This is a genomic window from Bacillus sp. MUM 13 (genome assembly GCF_001866725.1).
Lineage (GTDB): Bacteria > Bacillota > Bacilli > Bacillales > DSM-1321 > Peribacillus.
Genome location: NZ_MLYQ01000029.1, coordinates 33,861 through 50,467, shown reverse-complemented (window position 1 = coordinate 50,467; position 16,607 = coordinate 33,861). Strand labels below are relative to the sequence as shown.

The following is a 16,607-nucleotide window of genomic DNA, read 5'->3' as shown; positions in this document are numbered from 1 at the left end:
GCCGTGACTGGCATCACTTAGTGCTTAGCACTTTTTACTTCAGCTGCAATATTTCCGCTGCCTGACTTATCGCATTATTAATGCTGCGCTTATAAGTTTATCATAATTACGTTCGGCATTTCCATTCACACTCCTTGCCTGCCTGTATTTTCACAATTCGTAATTCATGGCTTCTTCAGTACAATACGATTTTCCTTTCAATCTATGGCCAATAATCCAGCGCCTCTCTTCCTTTTTCACGGAAAAGGGGCGCTGATGTTCTTGAGTCCCTGACAAGCAAAGCCTGATTGATGCCAGAAAAGCCGTTTTTCTGGAGAAATCTGAAAAAATGATAAAAAACACCAGGCAAAAACCTGGTGCTACGATGGAATGAGTGTATTTAAATGATCGAAAAACTGCGGATAGGAAACTTCTATTGCCTCAGAGTCAGTAAGATTCATTTCTCCTTCTGTAATGAGCCCTGCTATTGCCAGCATCATACCTATGCGGTGGTCTCCGTGGCTCGAAACAGTATTTCCGGCAAGGGGTTTTCCGCCTTTGATAATTAACCCGTCATCAGCAGCCAGAATATCAGCTCCCAATTTGGATAACTCTCCTGCAACTGTGTCAATCCGGTTTGTTTCTTTTACCTTTAATTCAGCGGCATCTTTAATGATCGTCGTTCCGCTTGCGTGTGCAGCAAGCAGGGCTATGATCGGTATTTCATCAATCAATCTTGGAATCAGGCTGCCGCCTATGGTTATCCCCCTCAATTGAGAAGATCTGACGGTTATTGTGCCGTATGGCTCACCTGATTCTTCTGCTTGATCAATAGTCATATCAGCTCCCATTTCCTTCAATACATCAATGATGCCGGTTCTGGTAGGATTCAGGCCTACATTTTCAAGGACCACTTCACTATTTTCCGTTATGGCCGCTGCGGCCATAAAAAAGGCAGCAGATGATATGTCACCGGGAACAGAAATATGTGTACCTTTTAATTTCTGGCCGCCTTTAATCGTAATTTTATGGCCGTCTTTTTCAATTTCCCCTCCGAAAAGCGCAATCATTCTTTCCGTATGATCCCGTGTTTTCTCCGGTTCAATAATCACTGTTTCCCCTTCGGCCTGCAGTCCAGCGAGAAGGATGGATGATTTGACCTGTGCACTTGCAACAGGCAGTTCATAATGGATTCCGCGAAGCTGTCCCCCCCTAAGTGATAATGGAGTGAAGTTCCCATCTTTCCTGCCGTCAATTTTGGCACCCATTTGGCGCAATGGCTGAACGACGCGGTTCATTGGCCTTTTTGCAATAGAAGAGTCACCTTGTATAGAGACATGAAAGTCAATTCCAGCTAAAATTCCCATCATGAGACGAATCGTTGTTCCAGAATTGCCCACATCAAGCTGCTCAGTAGGCTCTATTAACCCTTCCAGCCCTTTCCCGATAATAGAAACAGAATCCCCATCAGCGGAAATTTGGACGCCAAGTGCCTTAAAGCATGAAATCGTGCTCAGGCAATCTGCACCCGGCAAGAAATTTTCAACAGTGGTCTTGCCTTCAGCAATTGACCCAAACATGATGGACCGATGTGATATAGATTTATCACCCGGTACTTTAATAGATCCCCGCAATGAGGAGATTTTAGTTTGAAGCTTTCTCGTATTCACTGACATCCCCCTATTTGTATATTAAGCCAGGATTGTTTCATAGTCGGTTAACCTGCCTATGCAAGCTGCTGCTTTCTCCCTGTCATCATCTGTCTGGAAGCTGATGACCAGCACTCCGTAGATTTCTTCTCTAGTCTCGAGAATCCTGATGTTTGTTATGCTGATTTCTTCATTTGCCAAATAGCCGGTTATTTCTGAAATGACACCTGCAAAGTCCGGGATATTTATATATAAATCGTAAAATGCAGGAATGGCTCCCTTTGCACTTTGAGGCAATTCATCCCGAAATGATTTAGCATTTTTAAAAAACCGGTGTATTTCCGTGCTGTCTTCTGCTTCCATAAATCCTTTAACTTCGTTCATCATGTCAAGCCAATCTTCCATAAGTGCAAGCAGGACATCTTTGTTATGCAAGAGGATATCGCGCCACATGTCAGGACTGCTAGAAGCAACCCTTGTTATATCCCTGAACCCTCCTGCAGCGAGCCTTGCAACCAGATTATTTTCTTTGCTGTAGCCTTCCGCCTGTTGAACAAGGCCAGCGGCTACAATATGAGGAAAATGGCTGATGACGCCTGTCAGCAAATCATGTGTCTCAGGGGAAACAACAAGAAAATTGGCCCGAGTGCCAATGAGCCACCCCTTTAATTTTTCCACATGCCTATCCTCAATCCCCATTCCGGGAGTAAGAAGATAGAAGGCATTTTCAAAGAGGTTATCTTTCGCAGCACCAGCACCGCTTTTATGCGAACCTGCCATAGGATGGCCGCCTATGAAGGTGATTCCGTTTGCGGAAAGTTTTTCAGCTCTTTTCACAATGGTGCTTTTGGTGCTTGCTGCGTCTGTAACCAGCACCCCCGGCTTTAGAGGAAGACTGGACAGTGCATCCAGGACTTTTTCTGCCGCTGTTACGGGAACGGCAATGATGATCAGATCTGCCTCAAGGGATCCTTCCTGCAGGGAATCGGCTGATTCATCTATAATTCCAAGCAGCTTCGAAAGTTTGATATTCTTTTCACTGATATCATATCCCGTGATTTCAGCATCGGGATGTCCCATTTTAATGTTTTTTGCCAGTGATCCGCCTATTAGACCCAATCCGATGACAAATACTTTTTTGGCCATGTTTTCCCCCCGCTTTTTTTTAATGTTGCCGGTCAGTGTCAGCTTAAGCAAAAAATGCAGGAAAACTGCCATTCATAAAATGCAGGCCAATTGTTTAAGTCCGGCTATATGATCTTAACGATTAACCTGCAGGGCATTAACTCATAACACTGTGTCAGCGGCATCTTTTTCGTTTGCAGTTTTTACATACTCTCTCATCACTTGGATGATTTCTTCATTTTGCTCATGCGATCCGATTGTAATGCGGAGACTTGTAGGGAAGCCAAGATTTTTTCCGGAACGCGTGATAAATCCGCGCTCGAGCAAAAACTGGAATACTTCATCAGCATCTCTATTAAAATCTATTAATATGAAATTCCCCTGTGAAGGGTAATAGAAAAGATTTTGTTCTGCGCAGAAAGCATAGTACTGTCCGAGTCCTTCACGGTTCACCCGCTTGCATGTTTCAACGAATTCCTGATCTTCCACTGCAATCATAGCGGCCCTTTGGCCAAGGGTATTGACGTTGAAAGGTTCTCTTGCAGGCTCCAGTTTTTTAATGATATCTTCATTCGCCATTCCATATCCTACTCTTAGGCTTGCCAAGCCGTAAATCTTGGAGAAAGTCCGCAGCACGATGATATTTTGATATTCATTGATCCAATTTGACGGATCAGGAATGTCATCAGCAACTGCATACTCAAAATATGCTTCATCCAAAACAACGAGCACATCGCTTGGAACAGCATCCAGAACATTCCGCAGATCAGTCTCGTTTATGTAAATGCCAGTAGGATTGTTTGGTGAACATAGCCATAGGACTGCTGTATTTTCATCAATGGATAACAGCATTTTTTCTAAATCATGCGCCCCGCCGATCAGCGGAATTTCCCTGATTTCTGCCCCCTCAAGGACGGCATTATGGCGGTACTGGGGAAATGTCGGCGCAGCCATGACTGTGTTCAGACCAGGTGCAAGCAGGCTGCGTGAAATCATCTGAATGATCTCATCTGATCCATTCCCGAAAATCAATTCTGTTTCCTTCACCCCTGCATGCCGGGCAACAGCTGTTCTTAACAGTGTGGCATAGCCGTCTGGATAAAGCGCAAGTGATTCATTGAACTCAGCTAAATATTGCTTAACTTTGCCGGAACTTCCAAAAGGGTTTTCATTTGATGCAAGCTTTGTAATCTTGTCAAGGCTATATTGCCTCTTAACTTCCTCAATTGATTTACCAGGCTGATAAGGCTTTAAGGTAAGAACGGCTTCTTTCCATTTCATCATGACCACTCCTTTTTTTCATCACATTAAAGCGATAAAGATAATTAAATTATATCACAGTATGCTGCCTGTTTAGCTTGTATCTATAAAAACAGTTCTTGGCAGGCCACCCTTTTACCTCCCACAGCAAGCGGGAAATTTCATTTTTTTGCAGTCAGACGTTTAGATGTATTACATCATGCTTCCTTTAAGTCCGGACGCAAGGCCACAGCTTTCTCCTGATAAACATGCAAAATATCCTGCTGACTTTTTTCTGTATTCCAGTGCACCATCATCCTTATACAGCCAGGCAGGGATCCCGCCACAGGAATCTCTGTCATGCACATGACAGGAACGTATTTCCATCCTTTTACCTGCCGCAGAGCCTTTGCCGGAAAAGCGGATGAAATGTCTTCTGTGACAGAAATGAAAACAGAAGCTACCAAGTCTGGTTCAATTCCATTTGCTGAAATCATTTCAGACAGTAATTTCTCTGATGCATCGATCACGTCTTTTTCTGTGTCTCTATTTACTGTTGTTGCCCCTCTGACTCCTCTAATCATTTCTCGCCCTCCCTTGTTTACTTGCCGGTGTACATGGAATCTAAATCAGCCAAAATAAGTGAGGCCGGCATATCAGCGAGCAGCGGTGAACCTATTTCGTTTAAAAGAACAAATGTCAGATTTTCCGAAACGGTTTTTTTATCTTTTTTCATTAACTCCACAAGAGGCTTTTTACCAAGCTGCTTCGGTACTTCAGTCTGATAGCCAAGCTTCTTCACCCAGCTCAGGAATTCCAATTCATCAAATTGCAGGTTTTTATATTTTTTGCTGAGGTACAGGGCAAAAACCATACCGATCAAAACTGATTCACCGTGTGTGAAGTTTCCATACCCCATCAGCTTTTCAACCCCATGGCCAAGTGTATGCCCAAAGTTCAAATATGCCCGGACCCCTGTTTCCTTTTCATCAAGGCCAACAATTGACGCTTTGATATTTATTCCTTTTTTAATGACAGTCTGATATTGCCCGCTGCTTATGGACCGTAAATCCGTGATATTCTCTTTCAGCCAGTGATAAAAATTGCCATCCGCTATCAATGCATGCTTGATCACTTCTGCAAAACCTGACCTAACCTCCCCTAGAGGGAGTGTGGTTAAAAAATCAAGGTCATAAAATACAGCTTCAGGCTGATAAAAAGTCCCTATCATATTTTTCCCCTCTGGATGGTTGATGGCAGTCTTCCCTCCAACTGCACTATCATGTGCAAGCAATGTCGTGGGAAGCTGTATGAATGGAATGCCCCTCATAAAGGTTGAAGCCACAAACCCTGCCAAATCTCCAACAGCACCTCCGCCTAAAGCAAGGATGAGAGATTTTCTGTTCAGATTATTTGCCAGTGCGAATGTATGGCACTCAAGAAAGACTTCAAACGTTTTGGCAAACTCCCCTTCCGGTACAAGTATCGACAGCACGTCTTTCCCTGTACTGGACAGGGTGCTTTTTACCTTATCCAAATGAAGCCCGGCCACTTTTTCGTCAGTGATGATTAAAATCTTATTAGCCCAAGCCGCATGTTCTTCAATAAATGCCGGCAGGTTTGCAATAACACCTTCACCGATAAAAACAGGATAATTTTTTGACGAAGTTTTGATATCGATCCTGTCCATGTATTAAAACCCCTTAATTTCTTCTCTGTATGCCTTCAGATAGCTTGCAAGCTGGCCGAATTGATCAGAGGGGAATTGTTCGGCAATTGCTGCCGCAAGCTCCCAGGCCACCACTGCTTCAGCCACAACAGCTGCTGCAGGAACAGCACAGCTGTCACTTCTCTCAACACTTGCCTGGAATGTTTCCTTGGAATCAATATCCACGCTTTTTAAAGGCTTATATAAAGTGGGGATCGGCTTCATTACACCGCGCACGACAATAGGCATGCCTGTAGTCATACCGCCTTCAAAACCACCAAGGCGATTGCTAGTCCTGTAATAGCCTCTTTCTGGATCCCACGCAATTTCATCATGCACCTCACTGCCAAAGCGATGGGCAGCTTCAAACCCGATGCCAATTTCTGTGCCTTTGAAAGCATTAATACTCATGATTGCAGCTGCAAGCCTGGCATCGAGCTTGCGGTCATAATGCACATAACTGCCGACTCCAGCTGGCATTCCCTCCACAATCACTTCCACAATTCCTCCAATGGAATCGCCATTTTTCTTGGCATCATCAATCGCATCCATCATATTCTGTTCTGCACTTTTATCAAAGCAGCGGACAGGCGATGCTTCCGTTGCTTCCTTCAGTTCTTTCAGAGAGCTGTATGGAAGTGATTCCGCCTTAATGCCGCCAATTTCAAGAACCTGTGAAGCTATTTCAATACCAAGCAAAGATAACATCTTTTTCGCCACTGCTCCTGCAGCAACCCTTACCGTTGTTTCACGTGCTGAAGATCGTTCAAGTACATTGCGCAGATCTCTGTGTCCGTATTTAATTCCGCCGTTTAAATCCGCATGCCCTGGACGGGGCCTGGTTATTTTTCGTTTAACTTCTTCTGCTTCTTCTTCACTGATAGGTTCACTGCCCATAATTTTGGTCCAGTGTTTCCAATCTTTGTTCTCTACAACCAAGGCAACCGGCGAGCCCAGTGTATAACCATGCCGTATGCCTGAGGCAATGAAGGCCTGGTCTTTTTCAATTTGCATCCTGCGTCCGCGGCCATGTCCTTTTTGCCTCCTGACCAGTTCTTCTGTAATATCTCCTTCTGTAATCGGCATGCCTGCAGGCAAACCTTCGATTATCGCAGTAAGCTGCGGACCATGTGATTCTCCAGCTGTTAAATATCTCAATTTCCTTCACTCCTTTTGTGCTGTAAAGCGTGTATGTACTAATATAACACATTTTATCATGAAACGGCCTGCGATACATTAAAAAATTCTTCCGGTCATCTAAAAATAACCTATTCATGCTCTATTCTAATTTTGGGCGCCATGCAGCAGCTGTCTATAAAAGGCTGTTTTCGTAAACTTTGCTGCTACCTGAACAAGGGGTTGCTCCGCTCCAGGATGCTCGCTTTCCGGGGGGGCGGTGAGCCTAACAAGCAAAGCTTGCGGGGGATCTCACCTTCCCGCTAATCCCACACTGTCACACCTTACACTCCAATCAAGTAGGGTTTAACAACAGGTTCGCTTCACAGAACAATTAAAAACAACAATCTTTAAGAAAAGAGCCCTATAAAAAAAAGGCTGAGTATCCACAAATAGGATACACAACCTCATTATAAATCATTAAAATGCCGAAAAAAACTTTTCCATCTCTGAAAGACAGTAATCTAAATCTTTTTATAGAAAAAAGTATCTTCAGTTTCAAATTCAAATTGTGAGGGGTTGAAAATCTGCTCCGTGCTTCCTACAAAGAAAACTCCTCCGCTTTTTAATGATTCACTGAATTTTTTGTATAAAGAGTTTTTGGCTTCTTCCGTAAAATAAATCAGGACGTTCCTGCATACAATCAAATCATACTGAGATTGAAACCTGTCTGCAAGCAGATTGTGTTTCTGGAAAGTGACGGTTTTTTTTATCTCATCTGATACCAGATAATATTCTCCTTCTTTTGAAAAATGTTTGTTCTTCATTTCAGGCGGCACTTCATTTAATGACCGCTCAGGATAAACACCTGTTTTGGCCCTGGCCAATACATTCTCATCAAGATCTGTGGCAAATATCTCTATCTGTGAAAGCGGGAGCCAGCGGGAAAGCACCATGGCAATTGTATAAGGCTCTTCCCCTGTTGAACAAGCAGCGCTCCAGATTTTCAGTTTTTTTGAAGATCCGATCAAACGGGGCAAGATTTTTTTCTCAAGCACTTCCCAGCGTTTTGCATTGCGGTAGAACTCAGAAACGTTGATAGTAATCCTGTCCAGGAATTCGTGAAGAAGGGCAGGATTTCCTTGAATATCGCGAAAATATTCCCCAAAGGATTTGAAGCCTTTTTTTTCATAAAATGATGTTAACCGGCGTTTCATTTGTGCTTCTTTATAAAGTGACAAATCAATTCCGGTCAGATTTTTAATGCTGATGATAAATTGTTCATAATCCCGTGGCATACTCCAACGACTCCCTGTTAATTTTTCCATCTAAATAGGTATATCGGATCAAATGGCGCATAATTTATGTTTCTGGAGATTTTTGTTCATTTTAAAGGGCTGTTCGAAACTTTGCTGCTATGGAACAAGGGTTAATTTCCGCTCCAGGATGCTCGCTTTCCGCGGGGCGGGCGGTGAGCCTTACAAGCAATGCTTGCGGGGTCTTACCTTCCCGCTAATCCCGCACTCTCGCACCTTGCACTCCAATCAGCCCGGTTTAACAACGGGATCACTTCACAGAACATATTAAAAAACAGGAATATTCAAGAAAAGAGTCTTAAAAAAAATAAGGCCAGAACTTTAAAAGTTCTGGCCTTGATAAACCTATTTTCAGTATACCCACTCGTTAATCAGCTTTGAATATTCTACTAGTTCTTCTTCTTTAAAGAAAAGGCCAATTTCGCGAACAGCGCTTTCAGCAGAATCAGATCCGTGAATAATATTCTTGCCTACAGTTACTGCGAAATCGCCGCGGATTGTGGCAGGAGCTGAATCCTTAGGATTTGTAGCGCCCATCATTTGGCGAGCAGTGCTAATGACATTTTCACCTTCCCATACCATCGCGAATACAGGGCCGGAAGTGATGAAATTAACTAGTTCACCGAAGAATGGACGTTCTTTATGTTCACCATAATGCTTTTCTGCAAGCTCCTGAGAAATGCGCATAAGCTTTGCTCCTGCAAGGTGGAAACCTTTTTTCTCAAATCTTGATACGATTTCACCGATTAAGTTACGTTGTACGCCATCAGGCTTGACCATTAAAAACGTCTTTTCCATAATTGTCCACTCCCACTATGTATTAAGTGATTTGCCTTTTTCAGGCAGTCGTTGAAATATTATCATGGTTTGCTGGAATACGCAATATATACCCCTAAAACTTTCTTTTGCCAATATTTTTGGCAATTTCGGATAGTGCTCTTTTTGCCCTGATGGAGGGTAATCCGTCTAACTCCCTAAAAGCTTTATCCAGATAGGAACTGCTTATTTTTGATGCTTCATCAATGGCTCCCGATTTCTTAATGGCATCGATGATTTCAGGCATTTTATCAGCATCCATTCCTTCATGGACTGTTTCTATCAAAGGCTTTAAACCATGTGATTTCATGGCTATCAAAACAGGCAGAGTGATGTTCCCCTGGATCAGGTCACTTCCTGCAGGCTTTCCGAGATCTTTCTCTGATGATGTAAAGTCAAGAATATCATCTGTGATTTGATAGGACATGCCGACATAATACCCGAAACGGAATAATTTTTTATGTATTTCTTCATCTGCCCCCGCAGCCAAGGCCCCAAGCTGGCAGCTTGAAGCAATCAGAAGAGCTGTCTTGCGGCGGATTCTTCTCAGATAAGTCCGCAGATTTTGTTCAAAGTAAAATTTATGCTGGATCTGCTCGATTTCTCCGACACACAGCTCCACCATGGTATGAGAAAGGATTTGATGAGCAAGGGGGTCAGATATCTGCGTCATCATTTCAAGCGAGCGGGCAAATATGTAGTCGCCTGTATACATAGCGACTCGGTTATCCCATTTCGATTTAATGGTAGCAGTTCCTCTGCGCAAATCGGAATCATCCACAACATCATCATGCACAAGTGATGCAGTATGAATGAGTTCAAGCGATACAGCAACATGTTTTACAACATGAATATCATAGTTCCCAAACTGTGCAGCCAGCAATACAAAAACTGGGCGAATCCTTTTTCCGCCTGATTGCAGCAAATGCAAAGACGCTTCTGTTAAAACAGGAGATTCAGCCTGTATGGCAGCCTCTAGTTCTTTTTCAATTAATTGCAGATCCGTATTCAAGAAAGAATACAACATTTTAAATTTCATAAACTCCACCCAGCTTTGCAAATGCTTTTGCTACTATTTATCAGTTTTATATCCAAAATGCGAGGCAGCTACTCCTCCGGTATGGGCTTTATAACTTACATTGGCAAAGCCTGCTTTTTTAAACATTGCTTCCAATTCTTTCATGCCGGGAAAATCACGGGCAGACTCCTGAAGCCATGAATATTCGCTGAAACTTTTAGCAAATAATTTCCCAAAAAGCGGCATAATGAAACGGAAATAGAAATAATACATTTGTTTGAAACCGGCCATTGTCGGCTGGGAGGTTTCAAGGCATACAGCCATTCCGCCGGGTTTAAGGACACGGTACATTTCCTCAAGCACTGTCATGTAATCGGGAACGTTTCTAAGCCCGAAGCCAATTGTCACATAATCGAAACTATTATCCTCAAACGGCAGTTCCATTGCATTGCCATGTATAAGAGTAATGTTGTCCGATTTAAGGTCCTTCACCTTTTGTTCGCCGATTTTCAGCATGTTTTTGCTGAAGTCAAGACCCGTGACCTTGCCTTTCGGACCTGTTTTTTCAGCAAGCGCAATGGTCCAATCAGCTGTTCCGCAGCAGACATCCAGAGCTTTCGATCCAGGTTTAACATCCATTACCTGCATCGTGGCTTTCCGCCATTTTATATGCTGTTTAAAGCTGATGACAGAATTCATCGCATCATAATTTCCATATATTTTCTCAAATACATGATGGACTCTTTCTTCTTTTGATTCCAAATCGCTTACCCCTCTTCCACGAATGAACTTGCTGCAACGGCTGTCTGTTCAAGGATTGCACTTACTCTCTTTTTTAGCAGGCTAGCTGGAGAAAGCTTGTCCGCCGCCTGTTTGGCTGACTTTTGTGCATATATGATGCAGTGGTCCATTTTATTCAGCAGGAAGTTTCTTTGTTCTTTTGACAATTCGCTGTATTTGTCTTTATTGGAAAAGGAAATCTTCGCAAGAATTTCCATGGCAAGTGACTTACCGCCAGTTAAAAACCTGTCTTTTTCCGATTGAAGCCGGTTCAATAATAGCAGGCTTCGTGATAATTCCATCCAATGAGGCAATTTATAAAGATCGGCTGTTTTATATATCAAAGAGGATTCAATTACGCCCAGGCTATGCAGCAGGCCGGAAGTTTCATCTATCGTCTTTTGATATAAGGAGATTTTATGCTCGTTCATATCCTTTGTCGCACTGGCCAATATGCGGATTAAAGGCAGGTTTTCTACATCTGCCAGGATCTGATAATATAAACCGCTATAAAAGTCACCAGCCAGGACAGTCAGCTGCCGGGTTCTGAGCACTTTACCGCTTTCGCCGCTTTCCACAGAATTCGTGACGTTCTCATGCGTATCAAGAGCGACCTGCATCAGCATGGCAGATAAGATGCTGCTGTTTTTGTCTTCTTCAGGCATATCCAATTCATTGAATAGGCCCCATAAGAGCAGCAGTTTATCTTCATCGATTATAGGCTTATCCAGGAACTCGGCCAGATATGGATGATTTGCCTTTGATTCAATCATTCCTTTTAATTTTGTTAAAAGATTGTTTATATTTAACAATTGAGATCACCTTGCATCCCCGTAAGATAATTTTGATTATTGTTCAGTTTAGTGTTCTTGCCGTTTAAAAAACCCACATCATTATAACATAAAAATATTAGGTTGGTACTTTGAACACATTATTTTTGCAATAAAGCAACTGAACGGTATGCATTACGGCAATATAGCAAGTTCCCATGTGATAGGCGCCAGGATATTTTTCAAAAATAGAATAATATCCGGTCATCCTTATTTGTCAGAAGAACTCTTTTTTGACTCGCTTTCAATTTCTCCATACGGAGTATAAATTTTAGCATGTCCTCTTATTTTAATCGCAGACGTATGCTCAGTGAATTGGGCAATCATCACTTCCCCGGAGTCCAGCTTTTCAGAGTGATGAAATTTTGTATCCGTACCCCGTGTAAGCCCAATGACGTTGACGCTGTCTTCTATCGCTTTTATTACTACAAAATCATTCATGATTTTCTCTTCCACTATTACCCGCCGCCTTTCACTTGGATTACCGGTTAATTTTTGATGAATGACAGCACTTCAGATCTGGTGCGATGGTCTTCAGCAAATACTCCCCTTACTGCAGAAGTAACGGTTTTTGCACCAGGTTTCTTGACTCCGCGCATTGTCATGCACATGTGCTCCGCTTCCACAACCACCATTACACCATGCGGCTCCAGCTGTTCCATTATGGAGTCTGCTACAGTAGAAGTGATTCTTTCCTGCAGCTGCGGTCTTTTCGACACAGCCTCTACTGCTCTCGCCAGCTTGCTTAACCCAGTAACACGGCCGTTTTTAGGAATATAAGCAACATGGGCATTACCGTAAAAAGGCACAAGATGATGTTCACAAACAGAATAAAACGGGATATCCTTCACGAGCACCAGCTCTTCATGGTCCTCGCCGAATATTGTTTGAAAGTACTCCTTTGGATCCTGGTTCAGGCCGGAAAAAATCTCTTCATACATCCTTGCAACCCGCTTCGGTGTATCCAGCAATCCTTCGCGCTCAGGATCTTCTCCGACAGCTTCCAGTATCATCCGTATTGCTTCTTCTATTTTTTCATGGTTTACATTTGCCATGGTTCATCCTCCTAAAATCAATTATTCATTATGTATATCACAATCGTATCCATGATTGCCCTTCTGGCTCTCGGGGCAGAAATAGGATTTCCGATTTACCGAAAAATTTGGCATATGATCTATTTTAGCAAATAACCCAGCTGTAATGTATCTTATCACACTTTAAAAATAAGAAGCAAAAAGGACCACGCTTTGTTTCACGTGGTCCTCCTTTAACGCTAACAGTCAGTATGTAATTACTTAACAGCGTCTTTAAGTGCTTTACCTGGTTTAAATGCCGGCACTTTGCTTGCAGCGATTTCGATTTCATCGCCAGTTTGAGGGTTGCGCCCTTTACGAGCCGCACGCTCACGGACTTCAAAGTTGCCAAAACCAATTAATTGAACTTTATCTCCACTTTTCAAAGCGTCTAAGATTGTATCAAAAACAGCATCAACAGCTTTCGTAGCGTCTTTCTTAGAAAGCTCTCCTGCTTCTGCAACTGCGTTAATTAATTCTGTTTTGTTCATGCCATTCACCTCCTCCCAAAGAACTTTATAAAAAATCATTATTACAAACACTGTATAATAGTGATTTGTTACTTTTAGCTGCAACACTAACCCTGTCCATTAACAAAAAAACGATGGCAGTTTAGCATTGGCATACCCGGAAAAGGACCGGGAACATGCATTAGTCAGGTTAAAATGGCGTCTTTACGCGTTTTCTGTATGTAGATTATCATAAATGTTATTCTCTTAGCAAGGAAATTCAAAAAATAATGGGAATCTTTTCATAAGAATTTGCATATATTAAAATTTTTTCCTTCTGCACACCTGATTCTTTCCCTAAATAAGGTCGTGTAAACACTGTAAATTGTTTAAAACACAGATATAACAAGGGGTTTACCACTTCATTTGTGTTTTTTTTATGAGCAGTTTACGTAAGACTTTTCTGCTTACGGGACAGTATCGCTGATTTCCGCTCCAGGATGCCCGCTTTCCGTGGTCGGGCGGTGAGCCTCACAAGCAATGCTTGCAGGGTCTCACCTTCTGGCTAATCCCACAGTAGTCTCGCAGCTTACACTCCAATCAACCCGGTTTAACAACAGGATCGCTTCACAGAACGCATTAAAAAACAACAATCTTTAAAAAAAGAGCCTATATCCAAAAAAAGATCAATCCACAATGGAATTGATCTCATGCCTGTTCTATAAAATGATGGCTATCAGGCCGCCCGAACCTTCGTTGATGATTCTTTCAAGTGTTTCCTTCAATTTATACCGTGCATTTTCAGGCATTAGAGATAGCTTAGCCTGGATTCCTTCTCTCACGATAGAGCTCAGGCTCCTGCCGAAAATATCGGAATTCCAGATAGACAATGGGTTATCTTCAAAGTCCTGCATTAAGTATCTGACAAGCTCTTCACTTTGTTTTTCTGTACCGATAATCGGTGCAAACTCTGATTCAACATCTACCTTAATCATATGAATGGACGGCGCGACAGCCTTCAGCCTGACTCCAAAACGGGAGCCCTGCCGGATAATTTCCGGTTCATCGAGGCTCATATCATTCAATGAAGGAGCTGCAACCCCGTACCCTGTCTGCTTCACCATTTTTAGAGCATCTGCCACCTGATCGTATTCTGCTTTAGCATAAGCAAAATCCTGCATAAGTGACAAAAGATGATCTTTCCCCCTTATTTCAACGCCGACTATTTCTTTTAAAATATCATCATACAATTCGTCAGGCGCGTATAAATCAATTTCCGCGACACCCTGCCCCATTTCAATTCCCGCAAGGCTTGCATGATCAATAAATTCAAAATCGTTGAAGTGGCCCACAACACGGTCCACATCCCTTAACCGTTTAATATCTTTCACTGTTTCTTTAACAGCTTCCTGGTAGCTTTCACGAAGCCAGTGATTCTCCCTCAGCACCATTACCCAGCTTGGAAGATTAACATTCACCTCAAGTACAGGGAATTCATACAGTGCTTCCCTGAGCACACTGTATACATCCGTTTCCCTCATTCCCTCCACGCTCATCGCAAGGACTGGAATATCGTATTTATCCTGAAGATTTTCCTTCAGAGCAACAGTATCAGGATGGTGCGGCTGAACAGAGTTTACAATCATGATAAAAGGCTTCCCAACCTCCTTCAATTCTTCGACAACACGTTCTTCAGCCTGGAGATAATCCTTACGCGGTATTTCACCGATCGTTCCGTCTGTTGTAATCAGGACACCTAATGTGGAATGATCTTGAATTACTTTTCTTGTACCTATTTCAGCTGCTTCATGAAAGGGAATGGGCTCTTCATACCATGGCGTATGAATCATCCGGGGGCCATTTTCATCTTCATAGCCCTTCGCTCCAGGCACTGTATATCCAACACAGTCGACGAGCCTGATGTTTACATCAAGCCCCTCAGAAACATGGATAGAGGCTGCCTGGTTAGGAACAAACTTAGGTTCGGTTGTCATGATCGTCTTGCCTGCAGCACTTTGCGGCAGTTCATCCTGGGCGCGTGCCCTGTCAGCTTCTGTGCCAATGTTAGGGATGACAACCAGCTCCATGAACTTTTTAATGAATGTAGATTTACCGGTCCTTACTGCACCGACTACACCTAAATAAATATCACCGCCTGTACGTTCCGCTATATCTTTAAAAATATCTACCTTTTCCAAGGGAACCCCTCCCGCATTTAAAGTCTTGGGATCAATCAATCAGCTTATTTCATTCGGACATTACAAGCATATGATGTTGTCCTAAAAATTTATTCTTCTGTTTTCAGAGTTATGTGCATTCCTCCATACAAAATTTAATTGCCAAAATTGCTTCTGAAATAAGCCAGGGTAGCAGGTACTGCATAAACAGGCGCCCTATCTGGCTGTTTTTGCGCGAATGTTTTTATATAAGGGCAGCTATTATTTAAATAAATCAATAAATAGTCTCCATAACGAATTCCCAGCAGTGCTGCTGGCCATTATGGAAATTTTAGAAGAAGATAAAAAATAACCCTTCTACTACAATATATTTTGCAGAAGAAGGGTTATGACTATTTTGTAAGGAATATCGGCTTATTTGTTTTTGGGTCAATTGTATACGGCAATGAATAGGCTGGCACGAAATCAGAATGTTCCACAAGGATCCTTCTGATATCCTCTCCTTTTTTAAAGGTTTTTTTGTATTTTTGAAGAAAATCGTACAGATCTGGTGTATAGTCCGCAAAAATGTCACCATCGGAATTGATGACCAGCGGCAGCTCTTTTTTAGAGTAAGGGCTCATGACAGCTGGGGCTTCCTTTAATCCAAGCTTTTTATAATCCAGGGTGAAAACATCAGCAGACAGCCTTTCTTTAAATGGAGGGTACCCATGGTCCTGCCTGTAGCTGTTCAGACGCATTGATAGGCTCTGGATAGCATCGGCCAGCCGGACATCAAATAATTTTACTGTCGGATGATGCTCGGGATCAACGAGCACATATTGAAATACCCCGCCTGATTCAAAAGAGTTGCCAGGAGGCTCTGCCATGTACTTAGGGGAAATCCTTGTAAAATCGATAATATATTTTTGATAAATCGGGGTATCTCCCGGCTTCGTTTTTATCGGGAGGATTCCGTCTTCATCCTTTTGAAACTGGTTCACAGCCGTTTGAACGGACTGAATTTGTTCACGATATGGTACGAGATTTTTTGACATCTTTTCATGTGGATACGCACATCCGGCAAGCAACAGTAAAATACATAGTGAAATAGAAATCATTTTTAAGTTTTTCATAGTTTCGCCCCGCCTAATCGGTCGGCCCGCTGAAAACGATGATAAATATTATCAGGCCGGCTAAGATCATAAGTATGTATGCAAAAACAGCAGTAATCAGCTTAAGGAATCCCCTTAATTTATTACGGCTTATGTATATGGCTATAATTGATATTCCCATAAAAAACATGGCTGCAAATGAAATCCACATTTTCTGAAGCGCTGGTGTCATAAATAT

The 16,607-nt window shown here is 42.5% G+C and carries 17 protein-coding genes; all 17 read right to left on the bottom strand.

Translation table 11 applies throughout. The features are described from left to right. Positions 1-359 precede the first annotated feature (359 nt). The gene (gene aroA / locus BIV59_RS09230; protein WP_240501873.1) at positions 360-1,649 is read right to left on the bottom strand and encodes a 3-phosphoshikimate 1-carboxyvinyltransferase; all 1,290 of its coding nucleotides are present in this window, start codon (positions 1,647-1,649) and stop codon (positions 360-362) included. Between the two features lie 21 nt (positions 1,650-1,670). After that, positions 1,671-2,774: a prephenate dehydrogenase gene (locus BIV59_RS09225; protein WP_071351246.1), complete on the bottom strand. Its 1,104-nt coding sequence runs from the start codon at positions 2,772-2,774 to the stop codon at positions 1,671-1,673. 141 nt (positions 2,775-2,915) lie between these two features. After that, complete coding sequence (gene hisC, locus BIV59_RS09220) at positions 2,916-4,034, bottom strand: histidinol-phosphate transaminase (protein ID WP_071351186.1); 1,119 nt, start codon at positions 4,032-4,034, stop codon at positions 2,916-2,918. A gap of 176 nt (positions 4,035-4,210) precedes the next feature. After that, positions 4,211-4,576, bottom strand: coding sequence for a chorismate mutase (gene aroH, locus BIV59_RS09215; protein WP_071351185.1), 366 nt, complete (start codon positions 4,574-4,576; stop codon positions 4,211-4,213). Positions 4,577-4,593: 17 nt separating this feature from the next. Next, positions 4,594-5,682, bottom strand: coding sequence for a 3-dehydroquinate synthase (gene aroB, locus BIV59_RS09210; protein WP_071351184.1), 1,089 nt, complete (start codon positions 5,680-5,682; stop codon positions 4,594-4,596). Positions 5,683-5,685: 3 nt separating this feature from the next. Then, entirely contained in the window at positions 5,686-6,858 is a 1,173-nt protein-coding gene (gene aroC / locus BIV59_RS09205) for a chorismate synthase (RefSeq protein WP_071351183.1), read from the bottom strand. 482 nt (positions 6,859-7,340) lie between these two features. Continuing rightward, entirely contained in the window at positions 7,341-8,114 is a 774-nt protein-coding gene (locus BIV59_RS09200; protein ID WP_071351182.1) for a CheR family methyltransferase, read from the bottom strand. 369 nt (positions 8,115-8,483) lie between these two features. Then, a complete protein-coding gene (gene ndk, locus BIV59_RS09195; protein WP_071351181.1) occupies positions 8,484-8,930 on the bottom strand; it encodes a nucleoside-diphosphate kinase in 447 nt (148 codons plus the stop codon). A gap of 94 nt (positions 8,931-9,024) precedes the next feature. Beyond that, positions 9,025-9,987 carry a heptaprenyl diphosphate synthase component II gene (gene hepT, locus BIV59_RS09190; protein WP_071351180.1) on the bottom strand — a complete coding sequence of 321 codons (963 nt, stop codon included), beginning with the start codon at positions 9,985-9,987 and terminating at the stop codon, positions 9,025-9,027. A gap of 33 nt (positions 9,988-10,020) precedes the next feature. Beyond that, complete coding sequence (locus BIV59_RS09185; protein WP_071351179.1) at positions 10,021-10,728, bottom strand: demethylmenaquinone methyltransferase; 708 nt, start codon at positions 10,726-10,728, stop codon at positions 10,021-10,023. A gap of 5 nt (positions 10,729-10,733) precedes the next feature. Beyond that, positions 10,734-11,558: a heptaprenyl diphosphate synthase component 1 gene (locus tag BIV59_RS09180; RefSeq protein WP_071351178.1), complete on the bottom strand. Its 825-nt coding sequence runs from the start codon at positions 11,556-11,558 to the stop codon at positions 10,734-10,736. Positions 11,559-11,786: 228 nt separating this feature from the next. Beyond that, positions 11,787-12,017 (bottom strand): trp RNA-binding attenuation protein MtrB, encoded by a 231-nt coding sequence (gene mtrB, locus BIV59_RS09175; protein ID WP_083392109.1) that lies wholly within the window; start codon positions 12,015-12,017, stop codon positions 11,787-11,789. 47 nt (positions 12,018-12,064) lie between these two features. After that, the gene (folE, locus tag BIV59_RS09170; RefSeq protein ID WP_071351176.1) at positions 12,065-12,631 is read right to left on the bottom strand and encodes a GTP cyclohydrolase I FolE; all 567 of its coding nucleotides are present in this window, start codon (positions 12,629-12,631) and stop codon (positions 12,065-12,067) included. 236 nt (positions 12,632-12,867) lie between these two features. Continuing rightward, positions 12,868-13,140, bottom strand: a complete 273-nt coding sequence (locus BIV59_RS09165) for an HU family DNA-binding protein (protein ID WP_071351175.1) — start codon at positions 13,138-13,140, stop codon at positions 12,868-12,870. Positions 13,141-13,817: 677 nt separating this feature from the next. Beyond that, positions 13,818-15,296 (bottom strand): stage IV sporulation protein A, encoded by a 1,479-nt coding sequence (gene spoIVA, locus BIV59_RS09160; RefSeq protein ID WP_071351174.1) that lies wholly within the window; start codon positions 15,294-15,296, stop codon positions 13,818-13,820. A gap of 371 nt (positions 15,297-15,667) precedes the next feature. Further along, positions 15,668-16,390, bottom strand: a complete 723-nt coding sequence (locus tag BIV59_RS09155; RefSeq protein ID WP_071351173.1) for a hypothetical protein — start codon at positions 16,388-16,390, stop codon at positions 15,668-15,670. A 13-nt stretch (positions 16,391-16,403) separates the two neighbouring features. Then, positions 16,404-16,601 carry a DUF2768 domain-containing protein gene (locus BIV59_RS09150; protein WP_071351172.1) on the bottom strand — a complete coding sequence of 66 codons (198 nt, stop codon included), beginning with the start codon at positions 16,599-16,601 and terminating at the stop codon, positions 16,404-16,406. Positions 16,602-16,607 lie beyond the last annotated feature (6 nt).

Bases quoted from the DNA above. Each gene is read 5' to 3' on its own strand.
- BIV59_RS09225 (WP_071351246.1), bottom strand. From the start codon at position 2,774: ATGGCCAAAAAAGTATTTGTCATCGGATTGGGTCTAATAGGCGGATCA.
- hisC (WP_071351186.1), bottom strand. From the start codon at position 4,034: ATGAAATGGAAAGAAGCCGTTCTTACCTTAAAGCCTTATCAGCCTGGT.
- aroH (WP_071351185.1), bottom strand. From the start codon at position 4,576: ATGATTAGAGGAGTCAGAGGGGCAACAACAGTAAATAGAGACACAGAA.
- aroB (WP_071351184.1), bottom strand. From the start codon at position 5,682: ATGGACAGGATCGATATCAAAACTTCGTCAAAAAATTATCCTGTTTTT.
- BIV59_RS09200 (WP_071351182.1), bottom strand. From the start codon at position 8,114: ATGCCACGGGATTATGAACAATTTATCATCAGCATTAAAAATCTGACC.
- ndk (WP_071351181.1), bottom strand. From the start codon at position 8,930: ATGGAAAAGACGTTTTTAATGGTCAAGCCTGATGGCGTACAACGTAAC.
- hepT (WP_071351180.1), bottom strand. From the start codon at position 9,987: ATGAAATTTAAAATGTTGTATTCTTTCTTGAATACGGATCTGCAATTA.
- mtrB (WP_083392109.1), bottom strand. From the start codon at position 12,017: ATGAATGATTTTGTAGTAATAAAAGCGATAGAAGACAGCGTCAACGTC.
- folE (WP_071351176.1), bottom strand. From the start codon at position 12,631: ATGGCAAATGTAAACCATGAAAAAATAGAAGAAGCAATACGGATGATA.
- BIV59_RS09165 (WP_071351175.1), bottom strand. From the start codon at position 13,140: ATGAACAAAACAGAATTAATTAACGCAGTTGCAGAAGCAGGAGAGCTT.
- BIV59_RS09155 (WP_071351173.1), bottom strand. From the start codon at position 16,390: ATGAAAAACTTAAAAATGATTTCTATTTCACTATGTATTTTACTGTTG.
- BIV59_RS09150 (WP_071351172.1), bottom strand. From the start codon at position 16,601: ATGACACCAGCGCTTCAGAAAATGTGGATTTCATTTGCAGCCATGTTT.